19 protein-coding genes and 1 tRNA gene are annotated in these 20,813 nt (G+C 61.9%); 9 read left to right on the top strand and 11 right to left on the bottom strand.

What is annotated here, in order from left to right; translation table 11 throughout:
• Window positions 1-148: 148 nt before the first annotated feature.
• Window positions 149-1,204 carry a phytanoyl-CoA dioxygenase family protein gene (locus tag ABVV53_RS00615; RefSeq protein ID WP_353982379.1) on the bottom strand — a complete coding sequence of 352 codons (1,056 nt, stop codon included), beginning with the start codon at window positions 1,202-1,204 and terminating at the stop codon, window positions 149-151.
• Between the two features lie 79 nt (window positions 1,205-1,283).
• Window positions 1,284-2,114 (bottom strand): 3-deoxy-8-phosphooctulonate synthase, encoded by an 831-nt coding sequence (kdsA, locus tag ABVV53_RS00610; RefSeq protein WP_353982378.1) that lies wholly within the window; start codon window positions 2,112-2,114, stop codon window positions 1,284-1,286.
• Window positions 2,115-2,307: 193 nt separating this feature from the next.
• Between kdsA and ABVV53_RS00605 the strand changes: the two genes are divergently transcribed.
• From ABVV53_RS00605 to ABVV53_RS00585, 5 genes are read left to right on the top strand one after another with little or no spacing between them, the layout of a single operon-like run.
• Window positions 2,308-3,294 (top strand): KpsF/GutQ family sugar-phosphate isomerase, encoded by a 987-nt coding sequence (locus ABVV53_RS00605; RefSeq protein ID WP_353982377.1) that lies wholly within the window; start codon window positions 2,308-2,310, stop codon window positions 3,292-3,294.
• Between the two features lie 13 nt (window positions 3,295-3,307).
• Complete coding sequence (locus tag ABVV53_RS00600) at window positions 3,308-4,147, top strand: 3-deoxy-manno-octulosonate cytidylyltransferase family protein (protein WP_353982376.1); 840 nt, start codon at window positions 3,308-3,310, stop codon at window positions 4,145-4,147.
• The gene (locus ABVV53_RS00595; protein WP_353982375.1) at window positions 4,144-4,761 is read left to right on the top strand and encodes a histidine phosphatase family protein; all 618 of its coding nucleotides are present in this window, start codon (window positions 4,144-4,146) and stop codon (window positions 4,759-4,761) included. Before ABVV53_RS00600 ends, ABVV53_RS00595 begins: the two co-directional genes overlap by 4 nt.
• A complete protein-coding gene (locus ABVV53_RS00590) occupies window positions 4,758-6,437 on the top strand; it encodes a capsular polysaccharide export protein, LipB/KpsS family (RefSeq protein WP_353982374.1) in 1,680 nt (559 codons plus the stop codon). Before ABVV53_RS00595 ends, ABVV53_RS00590 begins: the two co-directional genes overlap by 4 nt.
• Before the next feature lie 9 nt (window positions 6,438-6,446).
• A complete protein-coding gene (locus ABVV53_RS00585) occupies window positions 6,447-7,655 on the top strand; it encodes a glycosyltransferase family 4 protein (protein WP_353982373.1) in 1,209 nt (402 codons plus the stop codon).
• Between the two features lie 118 nt (window positions 7,656-7,773).
• On the opposite strand, the gene ABVV53_RS00580 is transcribed toward ABVV53_RS00585, so the two are convergent.
• Window positions 7,774-8,385: a sterol desaturase family protein gene (locus ABVV53_RS00580; RefSeq protein WP_353982372.1), complete on the bottom strand. Its 612-nt coding sequence runs from the start codon at window positions 8,383-8,385 to the stop codon at window positions 7,774-7,776.
• Window positions 8,386-8,487: 102 nt separating this feature from the next.
• Between ABVV53_RS00580 and ABVV53_RS00575 the strand changes: the two genes are divergently transcribed.
• Window positions 8,488-9,267 (top strand): SDR family NAD(P)-dependent oxidoreductase, encoded by a 780-nt coding sequence (locus tag ABVV53_RS00575; protein ID WP_353982371.1) that lies wholly within the window; start codon window positions 8,488-8,490, stop codon window positions 9,265-9,267.
• Here the strand turns inward: ABVV53_RS00575 and ABVV53_RS00570 are convergent.
• On the bottom strand, window positions 9,248-10,642 hold the full coding sequence (locus ABVV53_RS00570) for an LTA synthase family protein (RefSeq protein WP_353982370.1): 1,395 nt from the start codon (window positions 10,640-10,642) through the stop codon (window positions 9,248-9,250). The two genes, ABVV53_RS00575 and ABVV53_RS00570, sit on opposite strands and share 20 nt — an antisense overlap.
• Before the next feature lie 365 nt (window positions 10,643-11,007).
• Here ABVV53_RS00570 and ABVV53_RS00565 point away from each other — a divergent pair, with 365 nt between their 5' ends.
• Window positions 11,008-12,288 (top strand): capsule biosynthesis protein, encoded by a 1,281-nt coding sequence (locus tag ABVV53_RS00565; protein ID WP_353982369.1) that lies wholly within the window; start codon window positions 11,008-11,010, stop codon window positions 12,286-12,288.
• Between the two features lie 10 nt (window positions 12,289-12,298).
• Here ABVV53_RS00565 and ABVV53_RS00560 read toward each other — a convergent pair whose 3' ends face one another.
• The 5 genes from ABVV53_RS00560 to ABVV53_RS00540 all read right to left on the bottom strand — a co-directional run bounded on the left by ABVV53_RS00560 (window position 12,299) and on the right by ABVV53_RS00540 (window position 15,426).
• The gene (locus ABVV53_RS00560; RefSeq protein ID WP_353982368.1) at window positions 12,299-12,619 is read right to left on the bottom strand and encodes an HPF/RaiA family ribosome-associated protein; all 321 of its coding nucleotides are present in this window, start codon (window positions 12,617-12,619) and stop codon (window positions 12,299-12,301) included.
• On the bottom strand, window positions 12,619-12,822 hold the full coding sequence (locus tag ABVV53_RS00555; RefSeq protein ID WP_353982367.1) for a hypothetical protein: 204 nt from the start codon (window positions 12,820-12,822) through the stop codon (window positions 12,619-12,621). The genes ABVV53_RS00560 and ABVV53_RS00555 overlap by 1 nt, the downstream gene beginning before the upstream one ends.
• A gap of 127 nt (window positions 12,823-12,949) precedes the next feature.
• A complete protein-coding gene (locus ABVV53_RS00550; RefSeq protein WP_353982366.1) occupies window positions 12,950-13,162 on the bottom strand; it encodes a hypothetical protein in 213 nt (70 codons plus the stop codon).
• A 125-nt stretch (window positions 13,163-13,287) separates the two neighbouring features.
• Entirely contained in the window at window positions 13,288-13,947 is a 660-nt protein-coding gene (locus tag ABVV53_RS00545) for an alpha/beta hydrolase (RefSeq protein ID WP_353982365.1), read from the bottom strand.
• Complete coding sequence (locus ABVV53_RS00540; RefSeq protein ID WP_353982364.1) at window positions 13,948-15,426, bottom strand: protein adenylyltransferase SelO; 1,479 nt, start codon at window positions 15,424-15,426, stop codon at window positions 13,948-13,950. It lies immediately after the preceding gene.
• Between the two features lie 175 nt (window positions 15,427-15,601).
• Here ABVV53_RS00540 and ABVV53_RS00535 point away from each other — a divergent pair, with 175 nt between their 5' ends.
• On the top strand, window positions 15,602-17,692 hold the full coding sequence (locus ABVV53_RS00535; RefSeq protein ID WP_353982363.1) for a TonB-dependent siderophore receptor: 2,091 nt from the start codon (window positions 15,602-15,604) through the stop codon (window positions 17,690-17,692).
• 193 nt (window positions 17,693-17,885) lie between these two features.
• Window positions 17,886-18,869, top strand: a complete 984-nt coding sequence (locus tag ABVV53_RS00530; RefSeq protein ID WP_353982362.1) for an FUSC family protein — start codon at window positions 17,886-17,888, stop codon at window positions 18,867-18,869.
• A 44-nt stretch (window positions 18,870-18,913) separates the two neighbouring features.
• On the opposite strand, the gene ABVV53_RS00525 is transcribed toward ABVV53_RS00530, so the two are convergent.
• Window positions 18,914-18,989, bottom strand: a tRNA-Thr gene (locus ABVV53_RS00525).
• Between the two features lie 84 nt (window positions 18,990-19,073).
• Window positions 19,074-20,804, bottom strand: a complete 1,731-nt coding sequence (locus tag ABVV53_RS00520) for a DUF885 domain-containing protein (protein ID WP_353982361.1) — start codon at window positions 20,802-20,804, stop codon at window positions 19,074-19,076.
• Between the last annotated feature and the right edge of the window lie 9 nt (window positions 20,805-20,813).

The following is a 20,813-nucleotide window of genomic DNA, read 5'->3' as shown; positions in this document are numbered from 1 at the left end:
TCAAGCTGATTCTGGCGCACACGGCGCGCTGGGCACCGACGCGCCCTATCAATACCTCTTGGTGAAGATTTTGCAAGTCACTCGCAATAACGATGTGGCGTGCGGGCGAGGGCCCCATGGACTTGCAACCGGCTACCCTGCGAGGGTGCTACGGGCGGCCGGAATCAAGGTTTGGATGGTCCATTGGGCTGCGCGTCCCAACAGCACGCCATGGTTGACCCAGTAAGCTTTCGTACCGGTCGCGAAAAGACCAGAGCCACCCGACTCGTCGCTCCGCCAGACCGGGCAAGCTGAGCAGGTCTCCCCCAAGCCAGGGCAGGTACGGGTTTCGGCGCGCATAGGACCAGATTTCGACGCGCTCACCTGAGTGTTCTGAGGTGCCCCGAGCGTGAAACCCCATAGTGTCGGCGACGACCAGCGTGTTGCCCGGAACCGCCAGCCCTTCAGGTTCAGGAAGGTTCATGTCCGTCAGATCCTCGGAGGTCACTCGCGGCGAGCCCCGGGCGGAAAGCCGGTCGATGGAAGTCGGATTCCTAAGGCTGCGCCGGTGTTCCCAGTCGAGACGTTCCCGCGTGAGCCGGTGCGATCCGCGGACGTAGGTGAACGGTCCCTCGTGTGCCGCGACGGGGTTGAGGAAAAGCCAGGCTTTCAGCGAGGAGTGGAAGCTGTCCGCGTGCAGCGTTTCTTGGGGGTCGGGCTCATTCTGACCCTCGCGACTGACAATCGTCTGGATGTAGTGGAGCGGGGTCGTTTGGAAGCTCGCAACGTAATGGAACAGCGCGTTCAAATCCTGCCGCTGCAGCAGGGCGTCGAGGAGCGGGACGCGATGCAGCATGGCGGGATCAACAGCGAGCCTACGCGTGATGGCGTCCCCCTGCCGCATTTCGCGCGCAGGCCCTTGGTACGAAAGGATCGCATCGCGCATCGCGGCAAACTCGTGCGGGGGGAGCACGTCGCGAATGACGACGAAGCCGTCGCGGTCGAACGCCTCTCGCCACTCTGCCGGCACGCGGCGCGAGAGCCGCTTGCGACGCCAGGTACACAGTGCGGCGGCCAGTTTGACGCGGCCGACGTGGAGCCCCCGACGGTTCAAGCGCGCCGAGCCTATCACCGGATTATCGAGAAAGCTTTTGGCTGACGTGACGAGTTGCGCGACGTAAAGCGGCGCTAGAAAAGCAGTTTTGATGCGCGGGTGCACAGGCATCCTTGTTACCGTCGCGAAGGCCATACTCAGCAAGCCCGGCCTGATTTTCGGTGAGTGGCTGAGAGGACGGTCGATCTAGCTAGTTAGCCTTCACCGCCGCGTCAATCGCCTGCAGCCGGATCAGCAGAGGTTCGAGCTGGTTCAGCGGCCAAGCGTTTGCGCCGTCTGACAGGGCTTTATCCGGATCGGGATGAGTCTCCATGAATATACCGGCCACGCCCGCGCCCGCCGCCGCTCGCGCCAGGACGGGCACGTACTCGCGCTGCCCACCTGAACGCTCGCCCAGCCCTCCCGGCAACTGGACGGAATGAGTCGCGTCGAACACCACAGGGCATCCGTTCTCGGCCATGATGGCCAGGCCCCGCATGTCCGACACAAGGTTGTTGTAACCGAACGACGTCCCGCGGTCGCAAAGCAGAAAGGCGTCCGGGTCATGTCCGGCCGCTGTGGCCGCGTGGCGCGCCTTGGCGACCACCTGGCTCATATCAGTCGGAGCCATGAACTGCGCCTTCTTGATGTTGACCGGCTTGCCCGACGCCGCGACGGCGGCGATGAAGTCGGTCTGTCGCGCCAGAAAGGCAGGTGTCTGTAGGACATCGACGACCTCTGCCGCCGATGCGACCTGGGATGGTTCATGCACGTCCGTCAGAACCGGAAGGCCTGTTTGCTCACGCACTTTCTCCAGGATGCGCAGCCCTTCGTCCACGCCTGGCCCCCGGAAGGAGCGGTGTGAACTGCGGTTGGCCTTGTCAAACGAGCTTTTGAAGATCAGAAAGAGGCCGAGCTTCTGCGCCAGTCTTGCGAGCGTCTCCGCGACAGACAAGGTCATGTCCTCGCTTTCGATGACGCATGGGCCGGCAATAACGAACAATGGCGCGCTAGCACCGATGTCCCGTCCGCAGAGTATCATCGGTTGCCTCCTTCACGTGCCTCGCCCGAGGTCCAAATCAGCTGGATTATCGACAGCACGTTCAGTAAGGCCCCTGTTTTGGAGAATAGGGGCTTGCCTTGACCGGGAATGTTGGGGCTGGCAACCCTCCGTCATCTATCGAGTTCTCTTGGGAGTGGCCCAAGTAACCAAAACAACGTTGTTTCAGGGTGATATGAAAACTGATGTCGTCCCAACGCGGTATTCCGCTTCGGTGCTGAATACGCTGGATGTCGAAGTCCAGGCGCTGGAAGCGTTGCGGTGCGCCCTGCAGGCACCGGAACTCGGAGCGGCAATCGACCGCGCCATCCAGGCTATTGCGACAACACCGGGCCGGGTTATTGTCACCGGAATGGGCAAGAGCGGCCACATCGCGGGCAAAATTGCGGCAACGATGCGGTCCACCGGTACTGCGGCGCTATACCTGCACCCCGGCGAAGCCAGCCATGGAGACCTTGGCGTCATCACCTCTTCGGACGTGGTGCTGGCCATCACCTGGTCGGGCGAGACAAGCGAGCTCAACGACATTCTCAATTATTGTCGCAGCGCGCGCGTCACGCTGATCGTGGCGACGTCGGACGCTAACAGCACCGCGGCTCGCGCTGCGGATATCTGTCTGACCATGCCCTCGGTTCGCGAGGCTTGCCCTTACGAACTGGCGCCCACTTCCACCACAACGCTTCAGCTGGTGCTAGGCGATGCGCTCGCGGTGGCCCTGATCCAGGCCCGCGGCTTCACGGCTTCGGATTTCCACACGTTCCATCCGCGCGGCAGCCTGGGTGCACGCCTCTGCACCATCGGTGAGATCATGGGCACGGGAGAGGCGGTGCCGCGTGTCGGACGTGACGCTTCGCTGACCAGCGCGACAATCGAGATGAGCCGCAAGCGGTATGGATGCACGGCCGTCGTGGATGAAAACGAAGTTCTCGTGGGTGCATTCACCGACGGCGACTTGCGCCGCTGCATCGCGGTCTATGACCTCTCCGACAACATCGGCCTGCATATGACGGTGAACCCCGTCACCGTTGGTCCGAATACACTCGCATCCGAAGCGCTTCGGGTGATGAACGAGAACGCCGTCTCGGTGCTGTTCGTCGTCGACGACCGCAAGTTGGTTGGCATCGTCCACATGCACGATATCGTCAGGCGAGGGGTGGCCTGATAGACGCACTCCTGTGTCCTCCTCCTCGATAACTCTGCCAGCTGATCTGATCGTCGTGCCGGCGCGCTTCGGCTCCACGCGTCTCCCGGGCAAGCCGCTGCTGAAGCTCGCTGGCCGCACGCTGCTCGAGCGCGTAACAGCAGTTGCTTGCGCTGCGGCTGAGCAGGCAGAGCACTGCGACGTTGTGGTGGCGACGGATGATGCCCGCATCGCCGACCATGCCCGTGACCTGGGCGTAGATGTGGCGTTGACCAGTGACGAACTCGACTCCGGCTCGGCCCGTGCGCATGCCGCGGCACGGATGCGGTCTTCAGCACCGGGTTTGGTGATCAATCTTCAAGGAGATGCGCCGTTTATCTCTCCTGCCGTCGTCGCAGGCCTGATGAGGACACTGCGCGAAGGCAATGCCGATGTGGCAACGCCGGTTTATCGGCTTGACTGGGATCGTTTGGAGCGTTTGCGCGCCCACAAGGTGACAGCTCCGTTCAGCGGGACCACTTGCGTGCGAGGGGCTGATGGACGCGCGCTCTGGTTCTCGAAGTCCATCCTACCAGCGATTCGGGGCGAAGCAGAATTGCGGGCTCAACCGCTCTCGCCCGTTTGGCAGCATCTTGGCCTTTACGGGTACCGCATGGCGGCTCTGGAATGGTTCGCATCGGCCGAACCCACCCCTTATGAATGCCTGGAGGGACTTGAGCAGCTTCGCTTCCTCGAAAGTGGGCGAACCATTGCCACTGTCGAAGTCGACCCGCCGGAACATGCCCTGTCCGGGATCGACACTCCCTCAGACTTGGCTTTGGCAGAGGATGCCATATCGCGGCTGGGCGATTCTTTTCCCGTTCGGCAGCGATGAAGGCGCCGCTTTTCGTCGTTGTCCGTCACGGCAACACGTTCGATGCAGGGGAGCCTCCACGCCGCATCGGCTGGCGTACCGACCTGCCCCTTACGGAACGGGGAGTGCTGCAGGCTGAAGCGCTGGGCATGTACTTCGCCGAGCTTGGCTGGCGCTTCGACCGGGTGCTTACCTCTCCTCTAGTCCGCACTTCCGAGACCGCGCGGCTTATCTTGCAGCACCAGCGAGACGCTCCCGCAGTCGAGGTCTGCTCATGGTTGCGTGAGATCGACCATGGTCCTGACGAGAATCAGCCCGAAGAGGCGGTGCAGGCCCGGATCGGAGAGGACGCTCTCGCCGCATGGGACGAGCGGGCAGAGCCGCCGCCCGGCTGGATTGTCGATGCGGATGCGCGGCAAGAAGCATGGCGCGCTCTGTTCGGACAAGAGCCAGCAGGCCCTGTGCTGATCGTCACCAGCAACGGAGCGGCGCGTTATGCCTTGCTTGCCGATCCGGCGCTCAGGGCGGGGATAGAAGGAATGGCAAGGCTGAAGCTACCCACGGGGAGCTTTGGAGTTATCGATCGAGCTGCAGATGGGGCGCTTTGGGCGCCGGTCTGGGGAAAGCGGCCGTGACCGCTGTCCCTTTGCTGCGAGCGCCACCATTTCCCTGGGCCGATGCCGCGATGTCGCGCCCGCTATGCAGTGGCGAGCGTTCGTCCGTGGAGGAACATGACCTCTCCTCGATCTTGGAGCGAATACGCTCTGCAAAGGTGGGCGGCGCGTTCTGGGACAGCCCCATTCGCGCTGCACGCTGCGGCGGCACAGTCCTGCGTCCGCGCGACGCCGATGACATGTGCCTGCTTCTGGATGAACTGGAACCAGTAGACCGCCGCCTCGCGCTCTGGGTCATTCCTGCAGCCAAGCGCGAGAAGGGCTTTGTTGAGCGGGTGCTGGCGAACCGGGGAGGGGAGTGGTGTGGTCCCGTCGATCCATGGTCGGTGCTGCCGGGCGCGGAGTGCCTCTTAGCGCACGGTGATGACGAGTGGATCGCGATCGCCAGCATTTTGGGCATCCCGGTTCGTGTTCTCTCGCGCGGGCACTACGGCTCACCGGGGCACGAGGCTGAAGCCCTCGTTGCCAACGTGGGGCGCGTCCTCGCCAATGCCACTTACCTTGATCCGTTCACAGGAGCGGTCGCGTCCGTAGACGCCACGATAGATTTGCTGAGCGATTGGCGCCGCATGCTGGAATCCAATCGCTTGATAGCGGTCGCCTGCGGCATGGCGTGGTGGAAGAGAACCGAGATCCGCCGGCTCCTTTGGTCGCCGCAGCGACCGCTTCGCATGGTTTTCCGCCCGAGGACCGCCGTAGCGCAGGCGAAGCGAGCAGGAGGTGCGGTGGCGATCTGGCCTTCCCGTGTGTCACCCGAGCTGATCGAAAGCGCACGGCGCCAGGACGTGCCGTTGGTCCGGGTTGAGGACGGCTTTGTGCGCTCTACGGGCCTTGGCAGTAATTTGGTTCCGCCCTCGTCTGTGGTCGTGGATCACTCAGGCATTCACTTCGACCCTTCCCGGCCCAGCGATCTGGAGCAGATTCTCAGCGAGACGGTGTTCACGCCTCGACTGATGGCGCGAGCGCACAAACTCAAAGAGAAGATCCTCGAAGGTGGGATCAGCAAGTACGCCGCCGGCAGCGCCGCTCCCCCTCCTGAGCGGCAGAGAGGCCGCAAACTGGTGCTCGTGCCTGCTCAAGTTGAGGACGATATGTCCGTGCTGGCGGGCGGCGGCGGTCTTTGCTCGAACCTTGAACTCCTGCAACGCGTCCGGGCCCTTGAGCCGGAGGCTGAGATATGGTTTCGGCCTCATCCCGACGTAGACGCTGGGCATCGCAAGGGGGCCGTGTCTGACGCCGAAGCTCTGGCACTGGCCGACCGCATCGTGCGGGAGCCAAGCATTGCCTCGCTGCTCGACAGCGTTGACGCCGTTCATGTGCTCACCTCGCTAACGGGGTTCGAGGCATTGCTGCGGGGGCGCTCGGTGGCGTGTCATGGTACGCCCTTTTATGCTGGTTGGGGGCTCACGCATGACCTGGGCCGCGTGCCTGATCGCAGGGGGCGCAAGTTGTCCCTCGATGAATTGGTCGCGGGAGTGCTGATCCTGTATCCTAGGTACCTCGACCCGGTGACGGGACTGCCATGCCCGCCTGAGGTTCTGGTTGGCCGAATGGCCACTGACCGTGCGCCCAATCGGCTGGGATGCCTGGGCCCATTGCGGCGTTTGCAGGGGCGGGTCATGGCCAGCTGGCGGTAGAGAGCAGCAATGCCTCAGGTGATTCTTGACGTGTCCCGCTTGATCTCCCGCGTCCGCCACTCGACGCCGTCGGGCGTGGACCGGGTGGAGATGGCCTACGCCAGGGGCCTGCTAAGGCACTACGGCGAAGACCTGGCCTTTGCTGCAGTCCATCCCAGCGGGCTCTACGGGCGGCTGTCGCGCATGTCGGCCTTGGCCTACCTCGATGAGTTGGAACGCCGATGGGCGCGTGAGGAGGACAATCCGCGGCAGCGCTCGCTCGCCTCGGTCGCCCCGTGGATCGCGGCGCTGCTGCCGTCCCGCATGGCGCCTCGTGGGCAGGATGCCGTTTACGTTCAGTCATCCCCCCATCACCTGATCAACACTGCAAAAGTGCGCCGCATACTTGAACGAGAGCAGGCGCGTTTCCTGTGCATGGTTCATGACCTGATCCCGATCGAATACCCTGAGTATGCGCGGGTCTCCGGAGACCTGCAGCACCGCAAGCGGATCGATACGGTGACGAAGCTTGCCGATGGCGTCATCGTGAACTCCGCCGCAACGGGGCGCTCGTTGCAGCCTTGGCTGGAGCGCACGGGACGGGACGTGGCCGTGCACGTGGCCTTGCTAGGCACCGAGCCGCTGGCAAGTGGCCTAGCGCTCAACCCGCCTGATAGGCAGCCTTACTTCGTGTGCATCGGTACAATCGAGCCGCGCAAGAACCACCTTCTGCTGCTGCACTTGTGGCGGCACATGGCGCTGACCCTTTCTCCGGAATGCGTTCCAAAGCTCGTCATCATTGGCCGCCGGGGCTGGGAGAACGAGCAGGTGATCGATATGCTCGAACGCTGCCCTGGATTGAAGGACCACGTCGAAGAGCTGAACGGGTGTTCCGACGTGCGAATGGCTGCTCTGTTGCGCGGCGCGCGTGCGCTGGTCATGCCCTCTTTTGCGGAGGGGTACGGGATGCCCGTCGCGGAGGCGCTGTCGGTCGGCACGCCAGTGATCTGCAGCGATCTGCCAGCGCTGCGCGAGGTCGGTGGCGAGACGCCCGACTACCTCGATCCGCTGGACGGGCCGCGCTGGCAGGCAATGATTCTCGACCACGCATGCCAGGGTGAACATTACTCCGCCCAGATGCGGCGTCTGCCGGCCTGGCAGGCTCCAACCTGGGACGAGCACATCGCCATTGTGGCGCAAGCCATAGAGGGGTTGGGCCGCAAGGGTTCGATTGCCTGATAAAGTCTTGATTCAGAGAGAAGCAGCCCTTTACGCGATGCCGCGCAAGTCAATCGAAGCAGCTCTTAATCAGGCGGGTTCCGATGGCCACCTGCCGAGCATTAGATTGATCGTCTGATCAGCGCTTTAGCGAGCGTATCTTGCTGGCGAAGACGGCGTCCCAGAAGATGGCCGAGATCGCGTAGTTGCCACCTGTATCGGTATAGTGGTGACGCATGTGGTGGCGCTTTACAGCGGCGCCCAGCTTGCCTCGCATAGGCCACTGATGGCAAGCAAAGTGGACGAAATCGTAAATCACATAGCCGATCATGAAGCCAAGGAACAACCACGTGCCGGGGTGTTCGAACAGCAGTGCGAACACAGCCCATACAGAAGCGGCGATCGGCAGGCTTGCGGGAAGCGGCATGAGGCTGCGCAGAGGGTCGTTGGGGCTGTCGTGATGGTTGCCGTGAATTAGGTAGACGAACCACTTCACAAGGCGGACATCGACATCTAGATGGAAGATGAAGCGGTGCAGGGCATACTCAAACAGAGTCCACACCAGCAATCCGGCTGCGATAAGCGCCGCCCCCTCGGCCACGTCGACCGCGCCCCAGCCCGCCCATGCAATAAGCGGCAGCAAAACCGCCCACGCAAGCACAAACGTACGTGGGGAAATCACGGTAAGCCGTTCAAGCCGTTCGTTAGCGAACAATCTGACGCGCTGCGGACTGGCATTAGGCAGTGACATTGATCGATTTCGAACAGGAGGGGGCACCGCCTGTCAAGCCAATTGTTACGTTATCACAGGCAAGTGGACGATAGTCCGAGCATGTTGCAAGGGTGCACCGGCATGACGCGGCACTACTCACCTCGGCGAATCCTGATAACCGGTGCATCGGGCGGTCTCGGTAGCGCGTTGGCGCGTTTCTATGCCCGCCCTGGCGTCGCTCTCATACTGTGGGGCCGCGACAAGGCGCGCCTTGCGGCGGTTGCCGAGGACTGCAGGGCTGCGGGAGCCATCGCTGAGACCCATTCCCTTGATCTGCGCGACGTAACGGGAGCGGTTGCCGCGTTATTGGCGGAAGATGAGAGTTTGCCGCTGGAGCTTGCGCTTTTTGTGTCGGGTGTGGGGGACATCCGCGCAGCTGGCGATAACGTGGAAGATCCCGAACTCGTCGCGCGATTGGGCACGATCAACTTCGTCGCGCCCGCTGCTTTGGCCGCAGCCCTGGCCGCTCGCATGGCCGCGCGGGGTGAAGGACGGATCGTCCTTGTCGGGTCCGCTGCGGCCTTTCACGCTCTCCCCTTCGCTGCGGCCTACTCCGGAAGCAAGGCAGGTCTCGCGCGTTTCGCCGACGCTTTGCGTCTGGGCGTACGTGAGCACGGGGTGAAAGTGACGCTGGTTTCTCCCGGGTTCATCGATACCCCTGCGGGGCGGCAGGTGCCCGGCCCAAAACCGCTGATGCTGGCGCCACAAGCGGCTGCGGCTTGCATTGCGGGGGCGGCTGCGCGGGGGAGGGCTCATGCGATCATGCCGTGGCCATTCAGCGCGCTGCGGTTACTCGATCGGCTGTTGCCCGCTTCCTGGCGCGATCGCCTGCTGCTCTCGCTCACTCCGCCTCAGCATTGACAGAAGCTGGCGACGCGTCCGTATCCGATTGCCCCAGCGCCATTGCGAGCAGGCAGTGGTGCAAGCCGGCCGGCGTGAGGTTTACCCGCAGATTGGGACCGCGAGCAATCTGCCCCGATCCGTCCAGCCGCAAGATGACGTAGGGCGTGTGCCGGTCCCCTCTCGGTACGCTTGCCCCGGGGATGCTGGGCCGATGATCTCCAAAAAACGCCAGGAGAGTAGGACGCTTCATGGCTGCGAGTCGATTGAGCAGTCTAGTCAGCATCGCGTCACTGTTCCGTGCCAGCCGCAGGTAGCTTTGCACTAGGTTGCCTGTGGATGAGCTATCCGGCGCCCAAGGGCCGTGATTTTCTATGGTAACGGCGTAGATCAGACTGGGTTTACGGGCGTTTTGCGCAAGAGACAGGATTTGATCGGCGACTGCGGCGTCGGTCACGTAACGCCCTTCTTCGGGGGTCGGTGCAGCGAAGAACTCTTCACCGACCAACTCGGCAAAACCGCTCGCCGGCATGATTAGGTCCCGATTGTAGAAGCGCATGTCGTGAGGATGGACGAAAACGCTACGCCATCCCGCGCTTTTCAACCGGTTTGGCAAAGCATAGGAGGTTTCGCCAAGAGCCGTGAGAAAGGGGTCGTAGCGCCGAAAGCCTAGCTCGTCCTCCTCTCGCCCGAATAGGACCGCATACTCGGTCCGCATGGTGTAGGCGCCGAAGCCGCTGACATCGAGCTGCCCCCACTGCCAGGCATTTGCACGCGCGGCGGAAAGGCCGGGCAGTTCAAGCTCGGCGTCATTGAACAGCTCGGCAGGGTCAGCAAAAGACTCGCACTGAACGATCACGACCACTTCCGCAGCAGCGGCTGCCGGACTGCCGATCTCGGCACGACAAGGCGCGGGATCGCGACTCTCCCTCCAGCGCAGCCAATACAGAAGCAATGTCGGTAGCAATCCATGCCGGCGAACATCGCCCTCGGCGTCAGGGGTGCTGACGAGCGCGCGGAACCAGGGAGTACGCACTGAGATCGCAAGCGCGCTAAGGGTGGCGATCAGAAGCGCCAGACCGGCGAGGTGCGCCTGCAATGCGGGAACGAAGAGCCAGGCCAAGCATCCCAGAAGCACGAAAGCGGCCAGTCCCACGGTAACACGCTGCGCGATCGTGATTGCAGACAGATAAAACTTGGGATGGCGGAAGATGGAGGCGATCAGCGCAAGATCTGAGAAGAGCAGCGGTTCACCGAGCATCGCATTCTTGGCGTTGGAGACCAAGACCAGGAAGGCAAGCAGGGCCAATGCCAATCCCGCTGAGACAACTGCGTTGCCGCAACAGGCAAGAATCGCACCGAACAACGCCGACATCATCAAGGAGGTCAGCCACATGCCGGCTTTGCTGCGCCCAAGCGACGTGAAAGCGCCGGCTGGCCGGGGGCGCACTAATCCGTCCAGAAGAACGGCACTCACCAGCAAAACCGCAAATATCATGGCTGGGAACGTCACTGTCCTGCTGCGTGGGCTACCCATGTCCGCTTAGGCTCGGCTTCCATATCCCCCTTGCGGCTGGGAACGGCCTCATAGCCGGCTGACACGGTGCTGTCATCTTACGTCTGTGTCACGAACCCGTAGCAGACTTGCGGGCCGGTGGCAGGTGGACTAACGCGGCGAGCGGATGCCCGGCTCACGGCCATGAGATAAAACTCGCCGGCCTCGCGTCCATACGAATGCTACCACGGAGCACGTCCTGCCCGATGCCAGTACATGTAGCCGCCGCGCCGGATCATCGTGGCGTTGAGGATATCGAGCCGAGCGTGGCCCCGAGGCGTGCCGTTCTGCTGCTGCAGAGCTTGATGGGACCGTTGTTCCGCCGGTTGGGTCAGGGATTGATGGGGGCCGGGCACACGGTCTATAAAGTCAACCTCAATGGCGGCGACCGGTTGTTCTGGCGCCTACCCAACGGGATTGACTACCGGGGCTCGCTGCACGAGTGGCCCGATGCACTGAAAACCCTGATACACGAACATGGCATCACCGATGTCATGCTCTTCGGCGACTGCCGGGATCATCACATGGCGGCGACGAGAGTCTGCCGCGAGGTGGGAGTCCATGTGCATGTGTTCGAAGAGGGGTATATCCGCCCCGATTGGGTCACGCTTGAACTCGGGGGCGTGAACGGTCACTCCTCGCTTTGCCGCGACCCTGCCTGGTTTCGCGAGAGAGCCGCGGCTCTGCCCCCTATCACTCCGCACTCCCAGGTTCCGTCGTCTTTCCGTCGACGTGCTACCGAAGGGCTGCTTTACAACGCAGCAGACGTGCTAACGCGCTGGTATTACCCACACTGGAGCAACCATCGGCCTTGGCATCCGGTGGTGGAAGGGGTGGGCTGGTTCCGCAAGCTCCGGCGCCGGAAGCAGCGCGATGGTCAAAGCACGGAACTGATGGCGAGACTGGCCGCTTTGTCGGAGCCCTACTTCCTGTTCCCTCTGCAACTCGACTCCGATGCGCAGATACGGCTGCACTCTTCCTTTGCAGGCATCGCTGACGCGCTGAGGCTGGTGATCGATTCGTTCGCCCGCCATGCTCCTCAAGAGGTCCGGCTTGTCGTCAAAGAGCATCCGCTCGACAACGGCGTACGTGACTGGATGCAGGTCACAGCCGATATGGCTAGCCTCTTTGGTGTCGAGGATCGGGTCGACTATCTTCCTTCGGGCGATATCGTCCCTGTCGCGGAGCGCGCACGAGGCATGGTGACGATAAACAGCACCAGCGGAACTTTGGGGTTGGCGAAAGGTGTTCCGGTGGTCGCGTTAGGGCATGCGATCTACGACATGCCGGACATTACATTCCAAGGCGGGATTGACGCTTTCTGGAAGAATCCGACTGCACCCGACCCCGAGACTTTCGCCGCGTTTCGTCGCGTGCTGGTCGAGGATTGTCTGATCCCTGGGGGCTTCTTTTCAGAAGAGGCGCTTGAGAAAGTGGTGCGACACGCCATAGCTCGCTTTGAGCGTAGGCCTATCGCACCTGAATAGTCCGCCTGCTCTAGCGGACCCGATCGGCTTTGCCGAAGCTGCTTTCCAGCCGCGACGTGAGCTTGCTCAGGGCGCCATTGACCGCCTCTGATACGTTCTCCGCGCGGTGAGAGACGGCCAGCGGCTGTTGACCTGCAGGCCGCGCCTCCAGTGTAGCCTCAAGCCCTTCGCTCGTCACCGTATCGGATCCGTCCAGATCGCGCAGATGCACCTCCACTCGCGTCAGCCGCTCGCTGAAGCGAGACAGGCGCTCGCGAATGCGTTCTTCCGTGTCAGAGACCGTAGTGGCACCGATCTTCGAAGTGTTGTCGCTGTTAACTTGGATTTGCATCAGCGCTCCTTCCTTGTGCGTTCCACCACGGGGCGATGACCTTCTGCATTGAGTGCGCCGTCGACCGGTGCGTCAGGGTTACGGCCTTGAACCGCCCCGGTATCGGGCGTGTCAGTCTGCCGATCGAGGTACTCCTGGTCCTCGCTGGCCTTTTTCGCCGAGAGTGCCTCTTGCGAAAGTTCGCTTTGGGATTTCTCGGTCATCATACTTTCTCCTGATTTTGTGGAAATCTTACTGCTTCAACGGCTTGGCCGTCCGCCAGTTCCTCATTGAGGGTAAACCAAGGAGCGCGCCCTGCGGCGCTGGCGTGGGGAGGATTACGTCGCGCGCTTATTTCGTTCGATACGGTGTGCGAGCGCGCTTCCGGTTATAGCGCTTTAGGGCGTATCCGCCGGCGGCCGCCGCGAGCATACCTGGCAGGCCGAAGCGCCGTGTCACCGCGACAGCGGCCGCGCCCATCAAAGCGCCACCCGGCTCTTTCATGCCACCGCGACGCTTTGCTGCCTTGGCGCCGATAAGCCCGCCAACAAGTTTTCCAAGCATGGTCGTCTCCATAGGTTGATGGAGATTTAGCGGCTCAGAATGCACTGGGTTCCCATCTTTCGTGTGCGAAGTGCCGGGAAACGAACCGAGGCCTGGGGAGGTCGCCCGGGATGGTCGCTTAGATGTTAACTACCGCCGGTGAGGGCGCGCGTCACAAACTCCTGGCCCAGTCGCAGTCCAACCGGATCGACGCTGTGCCCCACACCGGCCGAGACATGGGTGGAGACATCGAGCCCAAGACGCTTCAGCTCGCTCTCTGCGCCGTGCAAAGCTGCGACGGGCACCACCTGGTCGTGGGAGCCATGGACAAGCAAAATCGGAGTGCGGCCAGTCTCTTCATGCCTCAGGTCGCTGATGCTGGTGAGCATGCCCGAGTAGCCGACGATCGCCGCCACGGGCCGCACCCTGCGTAGCCCAACGTGAAGCGCCATCATCGTTCCCTGGCTGAAACCCACGATGGCCAGGTCCGCTCCGGTCAACGAGTACTGGCTAAGCTTACGATCGACGAACGCATTGATTGCTGGGGCAGCCTTTGCTGCTCCGGCAGCTAGCGCCTGTGGGGAAATGTCGGAAAGCGCCCACCATTGATAGCCAGCTCCGAACCCGCATCGCTGGGGTGCGTGGGGAGCCAGGAAGAGCGCGTCCGGTAGGCTGTGCTGCCATCCGGGCGCTAGCGAGATCATGTCGCTGCCCGACGATCCGAAGCCGTGGAGAAGTAGAACGATCTGCTTGGGTCTTGCGCCAGACAGCGGCTGCAGACTGGCTCCATTGACGATCTTTTCCATTCAGGTTCCGCAAAAGGTGGCGCGCACGCGCTCGTGCTCAAGGGGCGGCGTGGCGTAACGCGCATACTGGGGCTGCAGTTCGAACGGACGCGACAGCAACGTCATGAGTTCATGGAATGGCGCGAAGTCCGCCTTGTCAACGGCGGCTCTGATCACCTCCTCGATCCTGTGATTGCGAGGGATGTATGCGGGATTGGATGCATCCATGGCCGCCTTTCTGGTGATGGCGTCCTGTGGCTCCTCTGCCAGTCGAGCCCGCCAGCGCTCCAACAGCGTGTCGGCGGCAGTGGGGTCTACGAAGAGTGAGCGCACTTGCTCGTCTCCAATCCCGGGCTGGATCGCGCTGCTGAGATTGCGGAAGAAGAGCGTGAAGTCGACCTGGTTCTCCATCATTGCGGCCAGGAAGTCGTTCGCCAGTGATGCGTCCTCGTGCCGTTGTTCTATGAGGCCCAGCTTGCGCGCCATTCCGGCGTGGTACGCCTCAAGGAAACGAGGCTCGAAGGCGTCCAACGCCTCTTGTGCGATAGCGATTGCCTGCCCCTCATTGTCGCTAAGCAGCGGGAGCAATGTCTCTGCGAGGCGCGTGAGATTCCACAAGCCGATCTGTGGCTGGGCGCCATAAGCATAGCGCCCGAACTGGTCGATGGAGCTGAATACCGTGGCCGGATCATAAGTGTCCATGAAGGCGCACGGGCCGTAGTCGATCGTCTCGCCGGCGACAGACATGTTGTCCGTGTTCATGACGCCATGGATGAAGCCGATCAGCAGCCACCGTGCGATCAGATCGGCCTGCGCCGCAACGATACTGTCGAGGAGCGAGCGATAGACGTTCTCGGCTGTCGTCGCCTCGGGATAGTGCCGCCACAGGACGTGGTCGGCAAGCGCCTGCAAGGATTCGACGTCTTGTCGCGCTGCAAAGTACTGGAACGTCCCGACTCTGATATGGCTCGACGCAACGCGCACGAGTACCGCGCCGGGCAGAACCTGCTCTCGCACGACAGGCTCGCCCGTTGTCAGCGCCGCCAGCGCGCGCGTGGTCGGAACGCCGGCGGCTGCCATGAACTCGCTGACGATGTACTCGCGCAGCACCGGGCCCAGCGCTGCCCGCCCGTCGCCCATGCGGGAAAAGGGCGTACGCCCACCTCCTTTGAGCTGGATGTCGAACCGTCGGCCCTCGCAGTCCAGCAGTTCTCCCAGGAGGATAGCTCGTCCGTCGCCAAGTTGCGGAACGAAGTTGCCGAACTGGTGTCCAGCATATGCGGTGGCAGCGGGCTCTGAACCATCAAGGATCGACTGCCCCGACAAAAATGCGAGCCCTTCGTCGCTCGTCAGCCAATCCACGTCGAATTTGAGTGAACTGGCCAACTCGGTGTTCAGCCTGACCAAGCGCGGCTCAGGAAATGGCGCTGGAGCCACGCGAGCAGAGAACCGCTCGGGCAAGCGGAGATAGCTGTTATCGAAGTCTAATCTGGGTGGCACCTTGATCCCCTTTTTGCTGCAACACCGCTGATCGGCCTCAGGTTCCTGCACCGCTCCGTAAACGGGGCGGTACGTTGGACACGCACCTCCGCTACATTGCGGCAATATGCTATTGCTAATCTGTCGCAAGAGGCTAAGCGGCCGCACATGATTGATGTGGAGGCAAGGGGTTCACATGGGTAAACTGATCACTGCGGCTGGGCTTACAAGCGCGTTGCTCTGTCAGTCGGCGTGGGCGAATGAAAGCGCTCCCGGAAAAGAAGTCATCGACGAGATCATCGTAACTGGTGCGAACGCGGGCACGAAGACGGAAACTCCGCTGATCGAGTTGCCGCAGCCCGTGACGATCATCACGTCCAACCAGTTCCTCTCGCAAGGTGCGATCAACATCAGCGATACGGTGAAGTACGCGGCCGGCGTGCTCGCCAATCCTTACGGTCGCGACACCCGAGTGGACGGCTTCAACATCCGCGGCATCGATGCTCTCCAGTTCCGGGATGGCATGCGCGACATCTTTTCGTCTTATGCCAGTATCACGTCTGACCCATACAACTTCTCACGGGTAGAGATAGTTCGCGGCCCGGCTTCGGTTCTTTTCGGGCAGGGTTCAATCGGAGGTCTCGTCAACTTGGTCTCAAAGACGCCGCAGTTCGAGAATGCCGGTGAATTGAACCTGGTGTACGGCAGCTATGACCGCAAGGAAGTGCTTGGCGACATCAACTTGGCACTCGGTGATAATCTCGCGGTCCGAGCCGTTGCCCGCGTCCGTGATGCCGACACGTTCGTCGACCATGTCGCTGACGACCGCGTCTTGTTCGCGCCTTCTATACGCTGGCAGCCCACGGTTGATACGGATGTGGTCCTGACCGGCCTTTATCAGGAGGACGAGACCGGCTCCACCTCGCAGTTCCTGCCGATCGTCGGCACTTTCCGCCCGAACCCCGCCAATCCCGGCGAGCGGCTGAATCCTTATACTTTCGTGGGTAAGCCAGGTTGGGATCGCTACAACGGCCGCTCGCTCCAGGGGGGCGGCTCTATCACCCATGCGTTCTCGGATAAGGTCCGCATCAGCTTGAAGGCGCGCTATATTGACAGCGACCTGGAGTACTTCACACACTACGCCGACAGCTACAGATACCCTGCCAACCCGTTTCAGGTGTATGGCAGCAACGGGCGCACGATTGGCCTGTACGTGGATGCCAACGATGCGCGCATGAATGTCTTCTCGACGGACAACAACGTCCAGTTCACATTCAACACCGGCGCCAATATCGAGCATAAGATGCTGGTGGGAATTGACTACAGCTGGAACAAGGTTGGCAAGCGTACGGCCGCAACCGCTATGGAGACAGTCGATCTCTACGATATCGACTATGACTCCTTGCTCACGTACGATCCGACCGGCCCATTCAACTTTGACTCGCAGAAGCAACTTGGCATCTATATACAAGATCAGATCAGGTTCTTCGATCGGGTATCAGTTGTCTTGGGAGCGCGCCGCGATCGGGTGACGTCCTCGGCTGGCGCAACCGATCATGCCACGACTTTCCGCGCCGGTATCATTGGGGAGATCGGAGCAGGGTTCTCTCCATTTTTCAGCTATACCGAAAGCTTCCTCCCGATCGCTGGCGCAAATAGCGACGGCGACGGATTCAAGCCGCAGACAGGCACGCAGTTCGAGGCCGGAGTGAAGTGGCAGCCGACCCCCGCAACGCTGGTGACGGCAACGGCCTTTCACATCAAGGAGCGCAATCGCGTACTCTATCTGCCGAACAACGTAACGGCTCAATCCGGCGAACTGACCACGAAGGGCGTAGAGGTTGAGGCGAGCCACACGCTGCCGGATGACTTCGAACTGCTTCTCAACTATGGCTATAACCAGCTTCGATCCGAGGTGAACAGCAGCCTCAACTACATGCCGAGGCATATCGCGTCGGCATGGTCCACCAAGACCTTCGGCGTCATGGACGGTGCCCAACTGCGCCTGGGTGCCGGTGTCGTATATAGCGGGAAAAGCAAGTCGAGAGGGCCGCTTGATCCTTACGGCATCAATCCAGCCATACCTGCCGGTACACTCTATACGATCGTGACACCGGCGCGGACCACGGTCGATGCTCTGGCCGAAGTCGACTGGGGTAACTGGCGGTTTGCGGTGAATGCCACAAACTTGCTCGACAAGAGGTATTTTGCTTCCTGTCTGGCGCGGGGCGATTGCTTCATGGCCGCACCCCGCAATGTGATGGGCACGGTCGGATTCCGCTTCTAACCGCTGAGGAAACCCCGGGTGGCAGGGATGTGCCCTGCCACCATTCAGGGCTCTGGGCCTAAGCAAGGGTCTCCATAGACCTTCCGTGCATCCCATCTGCGAGAGAAAATGCGGCGGGGCCCGGCGGCATTCTGCAACTCCACCGGGAACATCTCGGGCTCCTCTCCGTAGTCTCTTCGTGAGAGGGCGCAGCATGACATGGGCGAAGTGTCGCGAACCAGTGCGGTTCGGACTTCAGTCTGCCGTAGGAGCAGTTCTCTCCTACGGTGTCGCGCGCCTCCTTGGCTTGTCTGAAATGTCTTGGGCAGTCATCTCCGCAGTTTTTGTCGCCCGCCAGAATCTGGATGCCACCTTCAAGGCTGCGATGGGACGACTAGGTGGCACTCTGCTCGGGTCTATGGCGGGGCTGGCGGCCGTGATGCTGCTCCCGGGCGCCGATGATGTCGGCTGGCGGCTCGCGGCTGTCGCTCTGAGTATGAACGGCGTCGCCGTGGTTCTGCCAAGTATGCAATATGGCGTCGTGGCAGCGGCGATAATCGTGCTACCCAGCGACAATGATGCCTTGGCGGGTGCGATTGACCGAGGTGTTGCGATCGGAGTTGGCACTCTGGTCAGCACGGCTTGTACCTTCGTGATCTGGCCTGAGAGCGCTAGTAAGCGCGCAGAGCGAGCCATCATGCGCGCGCTGGCTGCGTGCACCGACTTGCTTAATGCTCAAGCCGATGCGCTGGTGCATGATAAGCAGGTGTCCCGCAACGATCTGCAACAGCGATTTCTCAATGCGATCACGGATGCGCGGGGGCTTATCGGCGATGCGCAACGATGGAGTGCGCGCGGCCACGATGTAGCGCCATTGATCGAGGCCACTTCCCGGCTATGGCACACCCTGATCATTCTGGATCGGCTTCAGCGGGCTCGTGGACGGCGCGCACCGCTCGCTGAGAACGCGATGGCAAGGCAGCGTCTTGGCGAGATGCGTGAGCAAGTTTGCACCACGCTGACGAAGGCGCGGCTGGGCTGTCGGCTCGACGTCAAGCCCGCCATTGCGGCAGTTCGCTGCACGATCGATGCCGCAGAGGATGACACAAGTCGAGTCGCGCTGGCGCCACTGACGTTCGCACTTGAAGAACTGATCTGCGACCTGGAGGCCCTGAACCATGCGCTGCCCACGGAGTGAGGCAGGAGCGGCGCTCGCAGCAACGGGCGTTACACAGCGCTGAATGGTGCCGGCTACAGGATTCGAACCCGTGGCCCCCTGATTACAAATCAGGTGCTCTACCAACTGAGCTAAGCCGGCCCGCGAAGAGCGGATGCGGCGCCCCATACCAAGGGGTGGGGGCGCCGGTCCAGACTTCGTTTTGAAAAAATGCTGCGAATGTCCTTAGAAGACTGCGCGGGGTTCAGGTTCCTGCATCATGACTTGGCGGATCAGCGGGATCGGCGCACCGCCAAAGCCCAGGAAAGTGTCGTGGAATTCCTTCCAGCTTGCCTTTCCGCCGCGCGTGGCGGTCCAGTCCTCGCGCAGCTTCAGGATCATCAACTTGCCCAACGTGTAGTTGAGGTAAGCCGGATCGTAAGTGCCGCGTGCTGCCTGCTGTTCGGCGGTGCCTTCAACCTGGTAGCACTGCTCCTCAAACATCTTCTGTGACTGCGCCTGAGTCATGCCGCGCGCATGAAGCCCGACGGCTGAGAGGAAGCGGCAGTTGCGCAGGAGGGCGTTGGAGAGCTGGCCAACATGCACGCCGGGGTCACCATTGCCGTACCCGGCTTCCCACATCATCTCTTCTGCGTAGTGTGCCCAGCCTTCGGCGTAAGCGTACCCCACGAAGATCCGCGAGACCCAAGACGGTGCGCGGTTCGAATGCAGGAACTGGAGGAAGTGCCCCGGCATGACCTCATGGATGCTGGTGAACAGCAAGTCGTTCTTGCCCGGAATGTAGTCCCGCTGCTTCTGCAACGGCCAAGCCGGGTCGGGCGGCGAGATGTAGTAGATGGAAGGGATGCCTTTCTCGAACGGTCCCGGCGGGTCGATGTAGGCGCTGTTCTGGCGGTTGTACGGCGGGCTCTCGCGCACCAATGCCTGCTGCGTGCCGGGAATCGTGACGAGATCCTGTTCGCGCACGAAGGCAGTCAGATCGGGGATCTGCTTGGTGGCGGTAACGACAGGACTTTCGGCGGGTTTGTCCGCGTTCAGCTTGTCGAAGCACTGGGGAATGGTCTTGCCAGGAGCGTAGCGGGCGCAAGCGACCTTCAGGGCCTCCTGATTGCGCTTGAGGTCGGCGCGGCCGATGGCTTCCAGCTCGTCTATCGAGATGTCGACCAGCTCGGTTTCCTTGAGCATTCGCGCGAACAGGTCGGGCCCAAGTGCATAAGCTTGCGAAGCACTCGTCTGCTGCGTTTGCAACCAGGCTGCGAGTTCGGCCATGGCCGTCGCCGCCTTTTCGGATGCCGCCTTGAACTCGGCCTGCAGCGCGGGATCGTTCACGTCTGCGAAGGCTGCGCGGGCATCGCCGCGATAGTACTCCGCGAAGCCGCCGAAGCCGGCAACACCGAGCTTGATGAAGCTGGCTGGTAGCGGCGTCTGCAAGTTGGCGCGAATGTTGGTGGCAGCTTGCGGAATCGCGTTGAAGAACGAGACCATGGCACGCATGCGCGTCGGCTTGTCCGCGTATTCGCGCGAGACATAGACGTTAGGGTCCAGGCCACCGTCAATGTACCAGCCGGGATTGCGGTGCGGGCGATCGGCATCGACAATCCAGAAAAGTTGGCCCCGGGCGACCGAAACCAGATGGTCACGCTCCAGCGCGTCCTGCGGGGAGAGGTTGGTGTAGGCCCCGGCATTGTCGACAACCGAGCGCAAGAAGGCCACTCGCTTCGCGATGCCGGCGGCGCTCCAGTCCGGGAGTTTGCCGTCGTACTGGTGCGCGCCTTGATAAACGGCCGTCGCCGGATCGAGTGCGAACCACTGATCGATGGTGGTTTGTACGTAGTCCTGCCAAGCCGGCCGCGCGACGGTTGCTGCGGCTTGCTCCACGTCCGGCGCTCCGGCGGTTGTACAGGCTCCGAGTGTGAGGCAGGCAATCCCTGCCAGCAGCAATTTTCTGGTTCTCATGGCAGCCCC

The sequence above is a fragment of the Novosphingobium kalidii genome (assembly GCF_040534015.1).
GTDB classification, from domain to species: domain Bacteria; phylum Pseudomonadota; class Alphaproteobacteria; order Sphingomonadales; family Sphingomonadaceae; genus Novosphingobium; species Novosphingobium kalidii.
This window is presented reverse-complemented; position numbering and strand designations above follow the sequence as displayed.

Bases quoted from the DNA above. Each gene is read 5' to 3' on its own strand.
- ABVV53_RS00615 (WP_353982379.1), bottom strand. From the start codon at position 1,204: ATGCCTGTGCACCCGCGCATCAAAACTGCTTTTCTAGCGCCGCTTTAC.
- kdsA (WP_353982378.1), bottom strand. From the start codon at position 2,114: ATGATACTCTGCGGACGGGACATCGGTGCTAGCGCGCCATTGTTCGTT.
- ABVV53_RS00605 (WP_353982377.1), top strand. From the start codon at position 2,308: ATGAAAACTGATGTCGTCCCAACGCGGTATTCCGCTTCGGTGCTGAAT.
- ABVV53_RS00595 (WP_353982375.1), top strand. From the start codon at position 4,144: ATGAAGGCGCCGCTTTTCGTCGTTGTCCGTCACGGCAACACGTTCGAT.
- ABVV53_RS00585 (WP_353982373.1), top strand. From the start codon at position 6,447: ATGCCTCAGGTGATTCTTGACGTGTCCCGCTTGATCTCCCGCGTCCGC.
- ABVV53_RS00580 (WP_353982372.1), bottom strand. From the start codon at position 8,385: ATGTCACTGCCTAATGCCAGTCCGCAGCGCGTCAGATTGTTCGCTAAC.
- ABVV53_RS00575 (WP_353982371.1), top strand. From the start codon at position 8,488: ATGACGCGGCACTACTCACCTCGGCGAATCCTGATAACCGGTGCATCG.
- ABVV53_RS00570 (WP_353982370.1), bottom strand. From the start codon at position 10,642: ATGTGGCTGACCTCCTTGATGATGTCGGCGTTGTTCGGTGCGATTCTT.
- ABVV53_RS00565 (WP_353982369.1), top strand. From the start codon at position 11,008: ATGCCAGTACATGTAGCCGCCGCGCCGGATCATCGTGGCGTTGAGGAT.
- ABVV53_RS00560 (WP_353982368.1), bottom strand. From the start codon at position 12,619: ATGCAAATCCAAGTTAACAGCGACAACACTTCGAAGATCGGTGCCACT.
- ABVV53_RS00555 (WP_353982367.1), bottom strand. From the start codon at position 12,822: ATGACCGAGAAATCCCAAAGCGAACTTTCGCAAGAGGCACTCTCGGCG.
- ABVV53_RS00550 (WP_353982366.1), bottom strand. From the start codon at position 13,162: ATGCTTGGAAAACTTGTTGGCGGGCTTATCGGCGCCAAGGCAGCAAAG.
- ABVV53_RS00545 (WP_353982365.1), bottom strand. From the start codon at position 13,947: ATGGAAAAGATCGTCAATGGAGCCAGTCTGCAGCCGCTGTCTGGCGCA.
- ABVV53_RS00535 (WP_353982363.1), top strand. From the start codon at position 15,602: ATGGGTAAACTGATCACTGCGGCTGGGCTTACAAGCGCGTTGCTCTGT.
- ABVV53_RS00530 (WP_353982362.1), top strand. From the start codon at position 17,886: ATGACATGGGCGAAGTGTCGCGAACCAGTGCGGTTCGGACTTCAGTCT.
- ABVV53_RS00520 (WP_353982361.1), bottom strand. From the start codon at position 20,804: ATGAGAACCAGAAAATTGCTGCTGGCAGGGATTGCCTGCCTCACACTC.